This window comes from Streptomyces sp. AA4, from assembly GCF_000158875.1.
In the GTDB taxonomy this organism is placed as follows: Bacteria; Actinomycetota; Actinomycetes; order Mycobacteriales; family Pseudonocardiaceae; genus Amycolatopsis.
Window position 1 is genome coordinate 1893592 of sequence record NZ_GG657746.1, and the last position, 16339, is coordinate 1909930.

The window sequence follows — 16339 nt, forward strand, 5'->3', positions numbered from 1 at the left end:
CGCCGGGCGGAGGATGCCCCGGTGACGGGCTGGACGTGGCCGGTGCTCGAGCCGGTGGCCGGGATGTCGCACCGGGAGCGGTTCGCCTGGTGGATCGGCGGCGGGCAGTTGCCCGAAGGACTCAACCGAGACGGCTGGAGCGAGTTCCTGCGGCTGCTGTTGAACGGATTGCGAGCCGAACTCGGCCCGGACGGGACTGACGATCCGCCATGGTCGGAGGCGGAGAAGGAGCTGTATCTGCGCACCGCCTGCGACGTGCTTTCGTTCGTGGAGACGTGCGAGGTGATCGGGGCGGACCGAGTGCTGGACCGGCAGCTGTTCCTGTCGATCTGGCTCGTCGAGTTCGGGTTTTCGTTGCCGGACAAGCGGTATGGTCCAGAGGATGCCGTCCGGCGGATCATGGCGGTGGTGACCCCGGAGCGAATCGACGAGTGCGCGCGGCTGAGTCCGGAGTGGACGAAGCGGTCCACGCCGGAGATCGCTCGGATGCATCGGGTCAAGCAGTTGATCAAGATTGCCGGTGTGCTGCGTGAGTACCTGGCGGATCCGGAGATGCGGGCTGTGGTGGCGCGGTGGGAAGTGCTGTATCCGCGGTTGCCTTGAGAGAGGACCTGGCTCGCGACCCGAGTCCTGCTCAGTCCTCCACCGGCTTGGTCCACGCCACCTGCACCAACTCCACCCCATGCCGTCGCGAAACCAGCGTCCCCCGGCCGGCGGGCTGCGGCGAAGGCTTCACATCGCCCAGCAGTGCACCCTCCTCCTTGCCGCCGGACATGACCAGCCCCGGCGAGCCCAATTCCCGCACCCGCTGGATCACCGCTTCGTACAGGCCCCGCCCGGCGCCGCCGGAGGAGCGGGCCAGGATCAGGTGCAGGCCGATGTCCCGGGCTTGCGGCAGGAATTCCAGCAGGGGCAGCAGTGGGTTCCGGCCGGCGGTCGCGACCAGTTCGTAGTCGTCGATCACCACGTACAGGTCCGGGCCTCGCCACCACGAGCGGTTGCGCAGTTGGTCCGGCGTGACGTCCGGGCCGGGGAGGCGGTTGCGCATCGCGGTCGCGCATTGGTTCACCAGGTCGGTCAACGTGTTCTCGGCGCCGGCATAGCCGAGCAGGTGCGGTTGGTCCACGACGCCCAGCAGGCCCCGGCGGTAGTCGCCGACCAGGATCAGGGCCTCGTCGGGCGTGTTGGTCGCGCAGATGCCGGTGATGAGGGCACGCAGCAGGGAGCTCTTGCCCGATTCGACGTCGCCGAAGGCCAGGAAGTGCGGGTCCGTCCGGAAGTCCAGGTGGACCGGGCGCAGGGTGGATTCGGCCAGGCCCAACGTGATCCGGCCGCGCGGGGCGGCGGGGAGGGAGTCCAGCGGGACTTCTGGGGGCAGCAGGCGGACCTGGGGGGCGCGGGGGCCGGTCCAGGACGCCGAGATCCGGCGGACCAGGTCCAGGCCGCCGGCGCCTACGGTTTCCGGGCGTTGGTCGGAGTCGATGCGCGGGAGGGCAGCGAGGAAATGCAGTTTGTCCGCCGTCAGGCCGCGGCCGGGGCGGTCGGCGGGGACGTTTTGCGCGATCTTGCGGTCGATCGACGAGTCCGCGGGGTCGCCGAGGCGCAGTTCGAAGCGGGTGCTGATCGCGTCGCGCAGCTGCGCGCGGGCGCCGATCCACTGGTTCAGCGAGACCAGCACATGGATGCCGAATCCGAGACCGCGCTGGGCCAGTGCGGTGATTTGCTCTTCCAGCCGCTCGTATTCGGACCGGATGGTGGTCCAGTTGTCCACGAACAGGAACACGTCGCCGAACTCGCGGTCGTCGCTGCTTTCGGCGAACTCGCCGCGGCGGCTGCGGAAGGCGGCCATCGACTCGATCCCGTGCGCGGCGAAGAATTCTTCCCGCTGTTCCAGCAATGTCACGAGTTCCGCGACGACCCGGCGGCAGCGTTGCGGATCGCGGCGGGTGGCGTAGCCCGAGACGTGCGGGAGGCCGGCGATCGGGGCCAGCGCGCCGCCGCCCATGTCCAGGATGAAGAACTGCACCTCGGCGGGGGTGTGGGTGAGCGCGAGCATCGCCGCGATGTCCTTCATCAATGTCGACTTGCCGCTTTGCGGTGCGCCGACGATCACCGCGTTGCCCGCCGCGCCGGAGAAATCCGCCCACAGCATGTCGCGGCGCTGTTCGAAAGGCTTGTCCACCAACGCGACCGGGATGGTCAGCTTGCCGTTGCCGCCCCAGCCGAGCGGACACAAACCGCGGCGGGGGTCTTCGCCGATCGGCGGCAGCAGCTGGTCCAAAGTGGGCGGTTCGGCCAGCGGCGGCAGCCAGATCTGGTGCGCGGCCGGGCCGCGTCCCTCCAAACGGGACAGCATCGCGCCGATGATGGTCTCGCCGGTGCCCTTCTCCGCGGCTTCGGCGGCGGGCTGTTCGGCGACGGGGACTTCGACCGGACCCAGCGTGAACGGCAGCACCCCGAGTTGCTGTCCGTCCGAGCGCACGATGCGGCTGCGCGGCGGGAGTTCGCCGGAGACATACGCGGCCTTGAGCCGGATCAGGGTGTCGTTGTCGGACTTCAGGTAGGCCGAACCGGGTACCGGCGGCAGTTGGTATGCGTCGGCGACACCCAGCACCGCACGGCTTTCCGCGGCGGAGAACGTCCGCAGGCCGATCCGGTACGACAGGTGCGAGTCGAGCCCGCGCAGGCGGCCTTCCTCGAGCCGCTGCGACGCCAGGAGCAGGTGGATCCCCAGCGAACGGCCGAGTCGGCCGATCGCGACGAACAGGTCGATGAACTCCGGCCGCGATGACAGCAGCTCGGAGAACTCATCGATGATCACCAGCAATGACGGCAACGGCTGCAGCGGCGTGCCGTCCGCGCGCGCCTTCTCGTAGTCGCGCACCGACGCGTAATTCCCGGCCGAGTGCAGAAGTTCCTGCCGCCGCAGCAATTCTCCGTTCAACGCGTCCGCCATGCGGTCGACGAGCGCGAGGTCGTCGGACAGGTTCGTGATCACCGCGCAGGTGTGCGGCAGGTTGGTCATGCCCGCGAACGTCGCGCCGCCCTTGAAGTCGATGAGCGCGAGGTTCAGCTTCTCCGACGAATGCGTGACGGCCAGCGCGGTGACCAGCGTGCGCAGCAGTTCGCTCTTGCCCGACCCGGTCGCGCCGATCACCAGCCCGTGCGGACCCATGCCGCCCTCGGCGGATTCCTTCAGGTCTAGTTCGACCGGACGGCCTTCGGGGTTGACGCCCAGCGGAATCCGCAGCCGGTCGCGTGCCGGGCGCGGGGCCCAGGTGACGGTCGGGTCGGTGTCGCGCGGGTCGCCGATGCCGAGCAGTCCGGCGAGGCCGAACGTCGAGGACATCGGTTGTTCGCTGACCACGGCACCGCCTTGGTGCAGCGGCGTCAGCATCCGGGCGAGCGCTTCGGCCGCGCCGTGGTCGAGCCGGTCCGGCGTGCCGAGGAAGCCGAGCCGCGCCTCGGTGCCGTCGAGCACCACCATGCCGAGTTGTTCCGGGGAGACGTGCAGGCTCAGCAGCCGGTCGGTCGACGTCGCGCGCGGCTGGTCGCCGCCGATCTCCAGCACCGTGATGCCCAACCGGCCTTCTTCGGCCAGCAGGCGCGGTTCGCCGTGGGAGTCGCCGCCGTCGACGACGAGCACGAGGTGCGGCAGGTCCGCCGACGCACCACGCCGCGAGAAGGCCGGGCGGTCGCCGAGATCAGGGCCGAGCAACCGCGCCAGTTCCGCGGCGTTGTCCGCGAACAACCGCCGCGGCCCGGTCGCGTCGGCGAGCACCGGCGCGGTGGCGTGCGGCAGCCATTTCGCCCAATCCCAGTCGTGCGAACGGTCCGGGGCCACGCAGAACGCGACGCGCAGATCGGTCGGGGAGTGGAAAGTGACCAGCTGCGCCAGCACCGCACGCGTCATCCCGAGCACGTCGAACCGGCGGCCGGACAGCGTCGCGGCCGCGTACGAACGCAGCGAAATCGAAACCGGCAGGCCCTCGACCGTCGAAAAAGTCTGGATGAAGTGCTTGAGGTTGGTGGAGGAAACCGGGTCCAGCTCTTCCAGCGGCGCGATCTGCGGCGCGCGCAACGGCGTCGCGAGCGGCTGCGGACCGGTGGCCGCGCGCACCATCGCGAACGAGCGGTCGCCGCGGCGGCGGTCCCAGTGCTGGTCGGTTTCGACGTACGCCCACAGGTCCGCCGGATCCGGCTGCTGCGCGATCAGCGTGGCGCGCTGCGAATCCGCGACCGCGCGCACCCGCGTGCGCAGGCCCGCGAGGTATCGCTGGTAGTCACGGCGCTCCTCGTTGATCTGCGCCTTCTTCGCCATGCCGCCGCGGCCGAGCGACATCACGATCATGCCGCCCATCGCGGTGACGAACAGCGCGCCGAAGATCCAGGTCATCACCCCGCCGTCGCGTCCGATGTAGACGAACGACATCGCGCCCATGCCGAGCATCATCGGCAGGAACATCATGAGCTGCATCACGCCGCCGGAGCCGCTCTTGGGCAGCATCGGCGGGGACTGCAGCATGATCTCCCCAGGCTGCTCGCCGAGCAGGCCGAGGCGGTCGCGGGGGGCACTCATGCCCCGTATTTTGGCCGCCGGTTGCCCGGTCGCGGTGGGTACTTTTGCCGTCCGCTCGCCCGGCGGCGCGAACTTACGCTCTGCGCAGACGCTCCGCACCGGTGCGTCGTTCGCGGGAGACCGGGAGGGAGCGCCATGGGCACGACCGGCGAGTACCGGGCCGAGCCGGAGGCCATGCGCTCCACCGTCGGCAACGTGGGCGGCATCATCGCCCACGGCATCAACGCCGTCGCGGACCTGGAAAAACTCGTGCTGCAGCCGACGACGTTCGCCAGTTTCGGCAGCGTCGTCGCGGCGGCGAACGAGGCGCTGCACTCTCAGCAGGTGACTGCGGTGCGCTCGCTGCTGCAGCTGCTGCAGGAGATCAACGGCCTGGTCAAGCACAGCGCGGACGCCTACCAAAGCGCCGACGAAGCAGTCTCCGAGGGCTACGGCGGGGGCGGGGGAAACTCGGCGCCGTCGCTGACCTCGATCTGGGGGACCCCGCACGCGGCGCACCTGGCCGCGGCGGCGATCACCGACAGCGCGGGCGCACCCGGCGAACCTGCTTCGGTCGGCAACGTGCTGCGCTACCTCGGCGACGCGGACCTCGGCAGGCTCGCCGAGCATCCGCTGACCGACGCGAGATTCCACGGCGTCGCGGACTTCAACGACTGGCTCGCCGGCGACGCCGACAACCAGGCGCGCGTCGGCCTGATCGAGGTCTATTCGGGCACCGCGCGCACTTTCGGCGACGTGCCCGGCGGCGTGCACAGCGGCGACGTCGTCGTGGTGGAGCCGCTTCTGCTGCCCGACCACCAACCGGTGATCGGCGTCGCCGGGGACGGCGGCGCCCTCTACAACCATGGCCTGCTCGATCCGGGCCTCGGCGGACTGGCCAAGGTCAGCGTGTACCGGCCCGCCTCCGTCTGACCCCGATCCCCGACCAAGTGAGGTCCGATGCTCTTCCCGAACTCCAGCGCGATGGACGCCACCGCTTCCGGCGGGGGCCCGATCACCGTGCTGCCGCAGATCGTCACCGGCCAGCCGGAGCAGATCGCGAAGCACGTCCTCGACCTGCTGCACAAGGCCGCCGAGCTGACCTCGCTCTACACCGAGCTGAGCAAGGCCGCCGACCAGCTCGGCAAGGTCTGGTCCGGCGGGGCCTCGGAATCGGCGCTGCAGAAGATCTCCCATTCGCTCGACCAGCTCACCAAGATCATCAACGTGATCGAGAAGGGCGCCGAACTGCTCGGCGTCTCGGGCACGCTGGTGAAGGCGGCGCAGGAGGCGTACCGGTCGGTGGTCGCGGCGGTGAACCCGACCGTCGCGTCGCTGATGTCGAACTGGTGGACCTACGGGGCCGCGGTCGCGCTTTCCACCGCCACCAGCGCGACGCTGCGCGGATTCATCACCGCGGTCGGCGGCCTGCTGAAGGCGCTCGGCGCGGGCGATCTCGCGAACCAGATCACTCAGGTCGCGACGATCATCGGGGACATCGAAAAGCTGTTCCACCACGGTTCTTCCGACGCCAACGGCGCGGCGGGCAACGCGGCCGTCTCGGGTACTCCGGTCAGCTCGCCGCAGCTGCCCGCGCCGGTCGCGAGCGCGTCCGGGCAGGCGGCGATCGGCGGCAGCGGCGGGGGAGTGCCCGGGGGCAGCCCGTCGTTCACGAACTACACGCCGCCCGCGTTGTCGAACGGCGGCTGGCCTTCGGGCAGCGGCACTGGGGGCTGGCCGTCCGGCGGCGGCGCCGGGATCGGGGCCAACCCGGGCAACAGCTGGATTCCGGTGGACCCGGCTCCGGCTCCGGCCCCCGCGCCTTCGGTGCCCGGACAGTCGACCGGTGCGCACGAGGTCGTGATCCACACCGACCTGACCACCGGGCAGTCGACGGTCGAAGCTCCGGCCGGACAGGACGTGGACATCGATGTCGACGTCACCTACCAGGGCAAACACTTCCAGCAGCACGTCGACATCGACGCGAAGGGCGCGTAGCCGGTGGCCGTGGACGCGTCCGGAGTCGTCAGCTCGGTGCTGTCGAACTACCGGCAGGTGCTGGTCGAATACCAGCGCCGGGTCACGGGCGACCCGGCTGCGCTCGAGGCGGCGGCGAACCGCTGCGGCACCAACGCGTCCACGATTACCGGCAAAGCCACCGAAATCGCGGACGCTGCCACGGCATTGCACGCTGACTGGGACGGTGCCGCGTACACCGCATACGCGACAGCTGCGGCCGATGTCGCGCACGCGTTGACCGAAGACGGCACGAAGCTGGCCGATCAGGGCAAACGGTTGTCGATGGCCGGACAGCTGTTGCGGTGGGCGCGCTCCGGGGTCGATTCGGTTGTCGCGCAATTCGATCAGTACGGCGCGCAGCTGATCAACCAAGCCCGCTCGGCGGATCCGAACGCGGTGGGCGCTTTTATCGCCGCGGCAAGGGATTTGGGCGAACAGGCGGTCGCGGCGGCCGGCCAGGTCGCCGAGGAGCTTTCGGACGCGCTGGCGGAGTTGTTCCCCGCGCCGTGGGCCGGGCCGATGAGCAAGCCGGGCAAGCTGGGCAAACGCGTCTACGGCCCGTTGTCCTGGGTGAACGGCGACACGCTGGACGGACGCAACAGGCCGCGTTCGGCTCCGTCCTGGTTCGGCAATTCCGGCTGGAAGAAGCTGACCTGGAACGGACTCGAAGGCACCCGCGCGCCGAAGAAGGCGGACACGCCGTTCGGGCAGCCGAAGCAGAAGACCGCGATCGGCCGGGCCACCGAGATCACCTACTACAAGACGGCGCACGAGCAAGACGGGTTCATCCCGGAGTACGACGGGAAAATCTCCTCGCAGGGCTGGGACGCGAAGGCGTCCGGCCACGCGGAGCTGGGGTTCCGGGAGGACATCGGGACCAGCGGAAGCTACGGCGTCGCGCACGGCAGCGCTCGCGGTTCCGCTTTCGCGGGCGGCGAGGTCGGCGCTTCGGGACAGCTGGGGATCCACGGGCTGGGCGTGCACGCCAACGCTTTCGCCGGCGGCAAGCTGGAGGGCCAGGTCGCGGCGGACGTCGCGGGGGTCGGCGTCGGCGCGAGCGGGAGTGTCCAATATGGAATCGGCGCGCAGCTCGACGGCCAGTTCGTGTACGACAACGGCCATTTGAAGATGAACTTCAAGGCCGGTGCCGCGTTGGGCCTCGGCGCGGGCGTCGGCGCGAAGATCGACATCGACCTGCCGAAGGTCGGAGCGGCGGTCACCGAATACGGCGGCGCGGCGATCGACGCGGTCGGCGACGCCGCGGGCCAGGCGGCGGACGCGCTGGGCGGGGCTTGGGACGACGCCGTGCAGTACGTGGGTTCGTGGTGAGTGCCATGGCGGATCTGGTGACGCTCCCGCTGGGCTTCGACGTCCCGGAGGGCTGGACGCCGGTCCCGCCGATCGCGCCCGGGCTGGTTTTCGTCGCGGTGCACCCGAATCCGAAGGCGGAGTTCACGCCGAACATCACGCTCGGCATCCAGCAGCGCCAGAATTCCGTGCCGATGAACGACATCGCCGGCGAAGCCGTCGAACGGCTCGGCCGTACGATGGCGTTGCTGGACGTCGTCGACCGCCAGGAGGTCGGCGGTCCGGCCGCGCCCGGCTGCACCCAGACCTTGCGGATGCGCACCGGCGAAGGCCAGGATCTGCTGCAGATCCAGGTGTTCCTGACCGTGCCCGGTCCGGCCGGGCGGGTCGTGCTGGAACTGGTCTGCACGGCCGATCCGCGGGACGCGCGCCCGCTCGTCCCCGACTTCCGGAAGTTCGTCGCCAGCGTGCACGTCCGCCGGGAAACCCCGCAGGAGAAGGAGAACGACGGTGACTGAACCGTATGCCGTGCCGGACCTGGACGAGCTGCTCGCGCAGGTCCGCAAGCAGACCGAAGAGGTGCAGCGGATCCAGCGCTCGGTCGAGGCGATGGAGGTCAAGGCCGCCTCGCGGCAGAACGAGGTGACCGTGACGCTGCGCGGCGACGGCCGGTTCACCTCGGTCGACATCGACCAGCGCGCGATCCGCGAATTCGACGCGCGCACGCTGTCGGAGATCGTCCTCGAAGCGGTGAACGCGGGCCTGCAGAAGCTGGCCGAGGCGAGCAGCGCGAAGTTCGCCCCGGTGATCGAGGCGGCCAGGTCCCAGCAGTGAGCGCGCCGGCCGTCGCCGGGTCGACCCGGCGCGTCACGATCGTCACCCCGCGCGCCAGGGTGGACGTCGCGCTGCCGCAGCAGAGCACGTTCGCCGAACTGGTGCCGCAGCTCGTCCGGCTGGCCGGCGCGGCCGGGCAGGCGTCGGCCGAGCATCCGGGCTGGGTGCTGTCGCGGCTCGGCGGCGCGCCGCTCGCGCTCGGGCTCACCGTGGCCGCCGCGCAGGTGCGCGACGGCGAGGTGCTGCACCTGACCCCGCGCGAACGTCCGCGCGGCCCGCTGCTGTTCGACGACGTCGTCGACTCGATCGCGAGCGTCGGCGAATCCGCGTCGACCGCGTGGGGGCCGAAAATCGCCCGCCGGGCCGGGATCACGGCGGCCGCCCTGCTGTTGTTCGCGGGCGGGCTGCTGATCCAGGCGTCGCTGGCGGGCAGCGTGCTCGCGCCGATCGGCACCGGACTGCTCGCGATCGTGCTGCTGCTCGGCGGCGGTGCGCTGAGCCGGGCGTACGGCGATTCGGGCGCGGGCGCGGCCGGTGCGCTGGCCGGGGTGGGCGTGGCGTTCCTGGCCGGAATGTCTTTGCTGCCCCCGCATCCGGTGTTCTCGCTGTCTGCCGGACCGCTTGCCGCGGGGCTCGCGGCGGTGACGGTTTACGGCGTGCTGGCGGCGGTTTCGGTGGCCGACCGGCTGCCGTTCTTCGTCGCGGTCGTGGGTTCGGCCGGGATCGGCGCGATCGCGACCGGCGTCGTGCTGCTGACCGGGGCGAAGCCGGTGGCCGCGGCGGCGGTCGCGGCCGTGCTGGCGACCGCGTTGGCGGCCGTCGCGCCGATGCTCGCGCTGCGGCTCGGGCGGATGCCGCTGCCGCGGGTGCCGGACGACATGGAATCCTTCCGCGCCAACGAACAGCCGTCGCTCGGCGCGGAAATGGCCGGGCGGACGACGTACGCGCAGGCGTTGCTCACCAGCCTGCTGGTGGCGCTCGGACTGGTCGTGATCGGTTCGTCGATCGTGCTCACCACCGGCGGGGCATGGGAAGCCGGGCTGGCGGCGCTTCTCGGGACGGCGTGGATCCAGCGTTCGCGCGCGTACGCGGGCCGCACGCAACGGCTGGTGCTGGTCGGCTTCGGGCTTGTCGCGTTGCTGACCGCGGGTTTCTGGCTGATCGCGGCCGACCAGCGGATCGCGCTGCTCGCGGCCGGGCTGGCGCTGGTGCTGGCAGCGGTGGTGTCGCTGATCTACGCGACGCGGGTCGCGCGCGGGGTGCGGTCGCCGTATTGGTCGCGGTTGCTGGACATCTCGGAGTTCCTGGTGCTGTTGTCGCTCGTGCCGTTCGTGGCGTTGATCGCCGGGGTGTACGAGGCGGTCAGCGGCTGAGCGGACTGGCCGCTTTCAGCGTCCGCAGGACCGGCGCGGTTTCGCAGGAGCGGATGCCGGGCAGCGCGCCGAGCCGGTGGGTGAGGTAGCGGTGCAGGGCCGGGGGATCGGCGCAGAGGGCGTGTGCGAGGAGGTTCGTCGGCCCGGTGGTCGCGGCGACGACGGCCAGTTCGCGGTGGGTGGCGAGTTCGGTGGCGACGGCGTCGAGATCGGCTGGGGCCACAGCCATCCACAGCAACGCTTGCGTGGTCGCGCCGAAGAGCCGGGCGTCGATTTCCACGTCGAAATAAAGGGTTTCCGCCGCGCGCAGGTCGGCGATCCGGCGGGCGACGGTCGCGGCGGACCAGCCGGTGAGGTTAGCCAACTCGGTCTGGCCGAGGCGGCCGTCTCGCTGCAACGCGGTGAGCAACGGTTCGTCGGATGCGGTCGCTTCGACCTGCGTGGCGCGAGTTTCGGGCTCCAGCTGACGACGTTGGGCGTCGGTGAGGATTTCCGCGCGGCCTAGCCACGCGGTGGGGCCGCCGTGATACAGGTGCAGCAGCTGGTGCGCGGAGACGGCGGTGATGCCGGTCGTGCGCGGGATGTCGTGCAGCAGCAGGCCGTGCTCCGGCGTCGAGCCGTGGGCGGTGTGGACGATGACGCAGATTTCCGTGCCGCCGCCGGCGAGTTTGACCCATGTCGTGTCGGTGCGGCGGACGAGCGCGTCGGCGACCCGCTGCGCGACGGCCGGGACGACGGTGAGCCGCACGAGCCACTGCGTCTGCCCGGCGCGATGCGGTGCGGCCAGCCCGACGACGCGCAGTCCAGCTTCCGCGCGCAGCCTCCGGTAACGGCGCGCGACGGTCTGCGTCGAGACGCCCAGAACGGCGCCGATCCGCGCGAACGGGGCGCGGCCGTCGATCTGGAGCGCGTGGACGAGAGCCTGGTCGAGGTCGTCGAGCATGGCTTGATTCTGCACGAAACTGTCCTCAGTGGAAGATTTCTGCTCGTTCGCGCCAGTGGCTGGAATCATGCCTCGACGCTGCCCAGGCTGGCGGCATGAACGACTCACGCCGCTGGGCCGCACTGGCAGTCCTGCTCGTCGCGGAAGCGATGAACCTTCTCGACACCACGATCGTCCAGGTCGCCGCTCCCGCGGTGCACGCCGAACTGGGCGGCGCGTCCAGCACGATCTCCTTCTACACCGCCGGGTACACGCTGCCCTTCGCGTTGCTGCTGATCACCGGCGGCCGCCTCGGCGACATCATCGGCCGACGCCGCACCTTCCAGTTCGGAGTAGCCGGTTTTGTGCTCGCCTCGGCACTGTGCGCGGCCGCGACCAACCCTGGGTTCTTGCTCGTTTTCCGGGCGGTGCAAGGGGCTTCGGCCGCGTTGGTGATCCCGCAGACGATCGGGTTGATCCGCGTCCTGTTCGACGGCGCGGCCCGAGCCCGCGCGCTCGGCATGATCGGCCCGGTGATGGGACTGGCCGCGGTGAGCGGGCCGGTCCTCGGCGGGCTGCTGACCGACGCCTGGTCGTGGCGGGCGGTGTTCCTGGTGAACGTCCCGCTCGGACTCGCCGTTCTCGCCGCGTCCGGGCTGCTCGCGGAAGACCGGTCCGCTGCCCGGCCGCGACTCGACCTGCTCGGCACCGGCTTGGTCGTGCTGGGCGCGGGACTCGTCGTCTATCCGCTCCTCACGCAAGGGAACGGCTATCTCGTGGCCACCGGAGTAGTGGTGCTGGTGGTTTTCGCTCTGCAGCAACGGTTTCGCGGCGGTCTGATCGAGCACAGTCTCTTCCGCGGCCTGAGTTTCCCCGCTGGGTTGGTGACGTCAGTGCTGTTCTTCGCCGTGATGACCGGACTGACCCAAGTCGTCGTCCTGTTCCTGCAACTGACCCAGCACGCCGACGCCCGGACCGCCGGGCTCTCGTTGCTGCCGTGGTCGATCGGACTCGCCGTATCGTCCTTTGTGGCCGGACGCTGGTTCGTCCCGCGCTTCGGTACCCGGATTCTCTTTGCTGGCGTGGGATTCCTGGCCGTTGGCATCGCCGGGATCGCGCTGGGTTGGCCGCTGCTGGTCGCGCTGGCGGTCGCCGGAACGGGAACCGGGCTGTTCACCGTGCCGTTCTTCACCGCCGCGCTGGCGCTCGTCCGCCCGTCGGAGACGGGTTCGGCGGCGGGGCTGCTGAACGCGGTGCAGCAACTCGGCGGAACCGTCGGAGTCTCCGTGCTGACCACGGTTTTCCTCGCCGCCGACGCGACGGTCGCGTGCTGGACCGCGGTCGGCCTGACCGTCGCGGCCGGGGTGACCGCGCTCGGGCTCATCCGCGGAACGCGCGCCGATAGTCCGTCGGTGCCGTCCCCAGCCGGAGCGTGAAATGGCGGCGGAGATTGGCCGCCGAGCCGAGGCCGCTGCGTTCGCCGATCAGGCCGATCGGCAGGTCGGTGGATTCCAGCAGGCTGCGGGCGTGCAGGACGCGCTGGTCGAGCAGCCATTGCAACGGCGTGGTCCCGGTCGCCTCGTGGAACCGGCGGACGAACGTGCGCGGGCTGACTCCGGCCTGGCGGGCCAGTTGGTCGACGGTGAGCGGCTGGTCGAGGTGGCGCGTCGCCCAGTGCAGCACCGGACCGAGCCCGGCGTCGTCGGTCTCCGGCACCGTCGCGGAGACGTACTGCGCCTGCCCGCCGCCGCGATGTGCGGGCAGCACCATCCGGCGGGCGACCTCGTTGGCGACGTGCGCGCCGAGATCGCTGCGCACGACGTGCAGGCAGAGGTCGATGCCCGCGCTGCGTCCGGCACTGGTGAGGACCTGCCCGTCGTCCACGTAGAGCACCGAGGCGTCCACCTGAACCCGCGGATGCAGCATGGCGAGCGTGGCGGCGTACATCCAATGCGTCGCCGCGCGCCGGCCGTCCAGCAGACCTGCCGCCGCGAGCGCGAAAGCGCCGGTGCACAGCGAGACGATCCGCGCGCCTCGGTCCGCTGCTTCTCGGATGGCCTGGACCAGGTGCGCCGGGATCGACTGTCCTGTTTGGACACACGCGTACGGCAAGGCGGGCACCAGCACGGTATCGGCGTCCGGGAGCGCGTCAAGGCCGTGGCTGGCGTGCTGCCGGAAGCCGAATTCGGTGCGGGTTTCCGGCTTCGCCGCGCAGAACCGCAGCTCGTACCAGGGGTCGGCGAGGTCGGCCCGGGACGGCCCGAACACCTCGGCCGCGATGGCCAGCTCGAACAGCGGCATGTCGTCGACCAGCGCTACCGCGACGGTTCGCATGGCCGCGAGGATACGGCAGGAATTTTGCGGAAGGAGTCAGTCCTGCCACTCGCTGCTGCTTCGGCGAGGTGGCAGATTCGCTGCCGTGACCGTCGTGGAACTCCGCCAGTACACCCTCCGGCCCGGGCAGCGGGACGTCCTGATCGACCTGTTCGACCGCGAGCTGCTGGAACCGCAGGAGGCGGCGGGCTGCACGGTCGTCGGCCAATTCCGCGACGAGGACGACCCGGACCGGTTCGTGTGGTTCCGGTCCTTCCCGGACCTGGCGGCCCGGCACGCGGCGCTGACGGCGTTCTACCTCGAAGGCGAGGCCTGGCGGCAGCACCGCGACGCCGCCAACGCGACCATGGCGGACAGCGACAACGTTTTGCTGCTCCGCCCGGAAACCGACTTCCCTCCGCTTTCCCGGCCGGTCGAGGCGGGTGTTCCGTCGTCGCGGATCTTGGTGCTCATCGGCCCGGCTTCTCTTGACTTGCCGGGACCTTTCGCTTCCTTCGTCACCGAGCCCGCGGAGAACACCTTCCGCGCGCTGCCGGTGCGGGAAGGGGAGAACGTCCGGGTGGGGGTCTGGACGTTCCCCGATCTTGCCGCGTTGCGGGCTTTCGAACGCCGGCTGGCTACGAACGACGAGGTGAAGCGGCTTCGCCTGGCTCCGACGGCGCGGTCTTCTCTGCGCTGATCCGCTGGGCTACGAGCTGATCGAGACGTTGCCAAGCGGGGCTGTCCAGATGGTTGGCGAGCAGTTGCACGACCTGGTGAGGCACCTTCTGGAAGTCCGGCAGATCAGACGGCAACGTCATCCGCCCGGCGAGCGCGGCCGCGGCGTCGGCGATGGCGGCGAGCCGAGGATCGTCCGGACTCCACTCGATCGCTTCGTCGTACGCGCGGAGAACGGCGACATACTCCGGATCGTCCAGCAACGCGGTGCGGCTGACGAGGATGGCGCGGGCGACGTCCGGGGCCAGCGCGCAGGCGAGGATCCAGCCGTCGCGGATCGCGTTCTCGTGCCGCTCGGACAGCCCGAGCGGCCTCAGCCGGTCCATGAACGCGACGGCTTCGGGCGGCAGGCAGAGCCGGTCGGGCCGGTCGAGGTCCCGCAACCGGGCGCGGCGCTGCTGGAGCTGCCGGATGCGATCGCGCAACTCGGCGTCGATCCGGTCGAGCGCGGTCTCGTCGGCGTTCAGCACCTCGGGGATGCGCGCCAACGGCACCCCGGCCTTGGCGAGCGTGACGATCCGGGCCAGGTCGATGACCGCCTGCGCGTCGTAACGGCGGTATCCGGACGCGTCCCGTGCGGGCTCGGGCAGGAGCCCTTTGGCGTGGTAGACGCGGACAGCCTTGGCCGAAACCCCGGCGTGGCGGGCGAGCTGGCCGATGGTGAGCATGGCTCCAGTATGCGCGCTTGACCTTGTCCCTGGGGCAAGGTTGGAAGCTGGCCGCATGCCCGATTACGACACCCTGCGCGCGCTCGCCGACGAGGGAAACGAGACCGCCCTGGACCGCCTCGCCGACCTCGCCGACCGCCGCGGCGACCTGGCCGAACTGTCGGACTTGCTGGACGAGGGCAGCGAACAAGCCGGACGGCTGCTGACCCGCCGGGCGGTGGAGAACCGCGATCTGCGGGAACTGCAGCGGCTTTCGGACGCGGGGAGCAGCGAGGCGGCGACGGAGCTGGAGCGGCTGCTTCGCGCGGGCGATGGGGCGTGACCGGTTCGCGCCCGATCTGGGCAGCGAACATTGCCAGGCGACAGATCTTCGCGCCTCGAACGCGCCGAGGCTGCGGACCCACGAGCTGCGAACTCGCCGGGCTTGGTCCGGTCAGTGAATCCGCCCTGCTTTGCCTGTTGTCGGGGCACGGCTAGCAAGATGCGGAGTTCGGGGCCGGGTGTCCTCAGGTCAACGCGAGAGGCAACGTCCTCCGCACCGCCGCGCCCTGCTCGCCGTGCAACGGAACCACCGAAACCCCCTGCGGCACGGGCACTTCCTCCGCCCGCGCGCCCACCCGGATGGTCAGCTCCAGCTTCTCCCGGCCGCCCGGCGTCCGCCGCAATGTCGCGGACGTCGCGGTGAACGCCGCCCCCGGCACCGCCACCCCCAACGTCCGGGCGAGGCCGCGCGAGGACCGCGGCGCGTAGCACGTCTGCGTGAGCCCACCCCACTTCCACGCGCGCCAGAAATCCCCGTCGGACTCCGGGTTTCCGTTCGAAACGCCCAGCGCCACCCGCAGCTCGTTGGTCAGTTCGCCGGCCTCCAGCACCGTCGACGGATAGCCCGCCTCCGCCAGCGCCACCATCAAGCTCAACGCCGCACTCGCCGTACTCCGCAACGCCCCCAATTCACCGCCGCCGCGGGCGAGGGCGGCGATCGGTGCGTCTTCCGGCCGGTAGCGCACCGCGAGCCAGCGCACTCGGTACACCCGCGAATCCCTTGGCACCGCCCACGTCAAGAGCTGCACGGCGGCCAGCGGGATGTCCGTGTTCTGGAACGTCGTGCGCAGGATGGCCAGCAGGTCGTCCGTCGAAGGTTCCCCGGCGCCCGGCGTGAGGCGGACGATCGCGCTCCAGTCGCCGTCGACCTCGGCGACGCCGAAGCGGTTGCCCGCGCGGTCGACGTGCTGACGCACCTTCACCGGACCGGCGATGCGAAGCAAGGCGTCCGGGCTGTCGCGGCGGCTGTCGTGGCGACGCAGGCGATGCGCGAGCCACGTCCACGCCCAACCGGCGAAATGCCGTCCGGCGATCCGCGCCGACGTCGTCACCACCAGCAGTCCGGCCAGCACGGCGACGGTGATCCGCGTCGGCTGGGACAGGCCGTGCACGGTGAACGCGAGCAGCAGCGCCAGCGCGGCGATCTCCCATCCGGCCGCCTGCAGCGGGCGGATCGGCAGCAGCCACGGCCACGGCGCGGTACCCGAAATCCCGGTATGCCCAGGAGCCCCGGGAGCGCGGGCAGGAGCCGGGGCAGGCGGCGCGGACACGGACAACGCATTCC

The 16339-nt window shown here is 70.8% G+C and carries 15 protein-coding genes; 10 read left to right on the forward strand and 5 right to left on the reverse strand.

All coding sequences use genetic code 11. From position 1 onward, the window contains the following. Positions 1-21: 21 nt before the first annotated feature. The gene (locus SSMG_RS08905) at positions 22-603 is read left to right on the forward strand and encodes a hypothetical protein (protein ID WP_009074883.1); all 582 of its coding nucleotides are present in this window, start codon (positions 22-24) and stop codon (positions 601-603) included. Positions 604-634: 31 nt separating this feature from the next. Here SSMG_RS08905 and SSMG_RS08910 read toward each other — a convergent pair whose 3' ends face one another. Then, positions 635-4579, reverse strand: coding sequence for a type VII secretion protein EccC (locus tag SSMG_RS08910; protein ID WP_009074885.1), 3945 nt, complete (start codon positions 4577-4579; stop codon positions 635-637). Between the two features lie 135 nt (positions 4580-4714). Between SSMG_RS08910 and SSMG_RS08915 the strand changes: the two genes are divergently transcribed. From SSMG_RS08915 to eccD, 6 genes are read left to right on the forward strand one after another with little or no spacing between them, the layout of a single operon-like run. Then, a complete protein-coding gene (locus SSMG_RS08915) occupies positions 4715-5491 on the forward strand; it encodes a WXG100 family type VII secretion target (RefSeq protein WP_009074887.1) in 777 nt (258 codons plus the stop codon). 27 nt (positions 5492-5518) lie between these two features. Continuing rightward, the gene (locus tag SSMG_RS08920) at positions 5519-6556 is read left to right on the forward strand and encodes a WXG100 family type VII secretion target (protein ID WP_009074889.1); all 1038 of its coding nucleotides are present in this window, start codon (positions 5519-5521) and stop codon (positions 6554-6556) included. A gap of 9 nt (positions 6557-6565) precedes the next feature. Continuing rightward, positions 6566-7906, forward strand: coding sequence for a WXG100 family type VII secretion target (locus SSMG_RS08925; protein ID WP_199785848.1), 1341 nt, complete (start codon positions 6566-6568; stop codon positions 7904-7906). Positions 7907-7911: 5 nt separating this feature from the next. Further along, positions 7912-8403: a hypothetical protein gene (locus tag SSMG_RS08930; RefSeq protein WP_009074893.1), complete on the forward strand. Its 492-nt coding sequence runs from the start codon at positions 7912-7914 to the stop codon at positions 8401-8403. Next, positions 8396-8719 carry a YbaB/EbfC family nucleoid-associated protein gene (locus tag SSMG_RS08935; RefSeq protein WP_009074895.1) on the forward strand — a complete coding sequence of 108 codons (324 nt, stop codon included), beginning with the start codon at positions 8396-8398 and terminating at the stop codon, positions 8717-8719. Before SSMG_RS08930 ends, SSMG_RS08935 begins: the two co-directional genes overlap by 8 nt. Then, entirely contained in the window at positions 8716-10092 is a 1377-nt protein-coding gene (gene eccD, locus SSMG_RS08940; RefSeq protein WP_009074897.1) for a type VII secretion integral membrane protein EccD, read from the forward strand. The genes SSMG_RS08935 and eccD overlap by 4 nt, the downstream gene beginning before the upstream one ends. On the opposite strand, the gene SSMG_RS08945 is transcribed toward eccD, so the two are convergent. Further along, positions 10082-11104, reverse strand: coding sequence for an Lrp/AsnC family transcriptional regulator (locus SSMG_RS08945; protein WP_009074899.1), 1023 nt, complete (start codon positions 11102-11104; stop codon positions 10082-10084). The two genes, eccD and SSMG_RS08945, sit on opposite strands and share 11 nt — an antisense overlap. A gap of 26 nt (positions 11105-11130) precedes the next feature. Here SSMG_RS08945 and SSMG_RS08950 point away from each other — a divergent pair, with 26 nt between their 5' ends. Further along, positions 11131-12450: an MFS transporter gene (locus SSMG_RS08950; protein ID WP_009074901.1), complete on the forward strand. Its 1320-nt coding sequence runs from the start codon at positions 11131-11133 to the stop codon at positions 12448-12450. On the opposite strand, the gene SSMG_RS08955 is transcribed toward SSMG_RS08950, so the two are convergent. Continuing rightward, positions 12395-13348, reverse strand: coding sequence for a helix-turn-helix domain-containing protein (locus SSMG_RS08955; protein WP_009074904.1), 954 nt, complete (start codon positions 13346-13348; stop codon positions 12395-12397). The two genes, SSMG_RS08950 and SSMG_RS08955, sit on opposite strands and share 56 nt — an antisense overlap. Positions 13349-13433: 85 nt before the next feature. On the opposite strand from SSMG_RS08955, the gene SSMG_RS08960 reads away from it, so the two are divergent. Further along, on the forward strand, positions 13434-14027 hold the full coding sequence (locus SSMG_RS08960) for an NIPSNAP family protein (protein ID WP_037713053.1): 594 nt from the start codon (positions 13434-13436) through the stop codon (positions 14025-14027). Here the strand turns inward: SSMG_RS08960 and SSMG_RS08965 are convergent. Beyond that, positions 13966-14733, reverse strand: a complete 768-nt coding sequence (locus SSMG_RS08965) for a MerR family transcriptional regulator (protein ID WP_009074908.1) — start codon at positions 14731-14733, stop codon at positions 13966-13968. The two genes, SSMG_RS08960 and SSMG_RS08965, sit on opposite strands and share 62 nt — an antisense overlap. Before the next feature lie 55 nt (positions 14734-14788). On the opposite strand from SSMG_RS08965, the gene SSMG_RS08970 reads away from it, so the two are divergent. Next, complete coding sequence (locus tag SSMG_RS08970) at positions 14789-15055, forward strand: hypothetical protein (protein ID WP_037713055.1); 267 nt, start codon at positions 14789-14791, stop codon at positions 15053-15055. Between the two features lie 184 nt (positions 15056-15239). On the opposite strand, the gene SSMG_RS08975 is transcribed toward SSMG_RS08970, so the two are convergent. Beyond that, a complete protein-coding gene (locus SSMG_RS08975) occupies positions 15240-16325 on the reverse strand; it encodes a type VII secretion protein EccE (protein WP_199785849.1) in 1086 nt (361 codons plus the stop codon). Between the last annotated feature and the right edge of the window lie 14 nt (positions 16326-16339).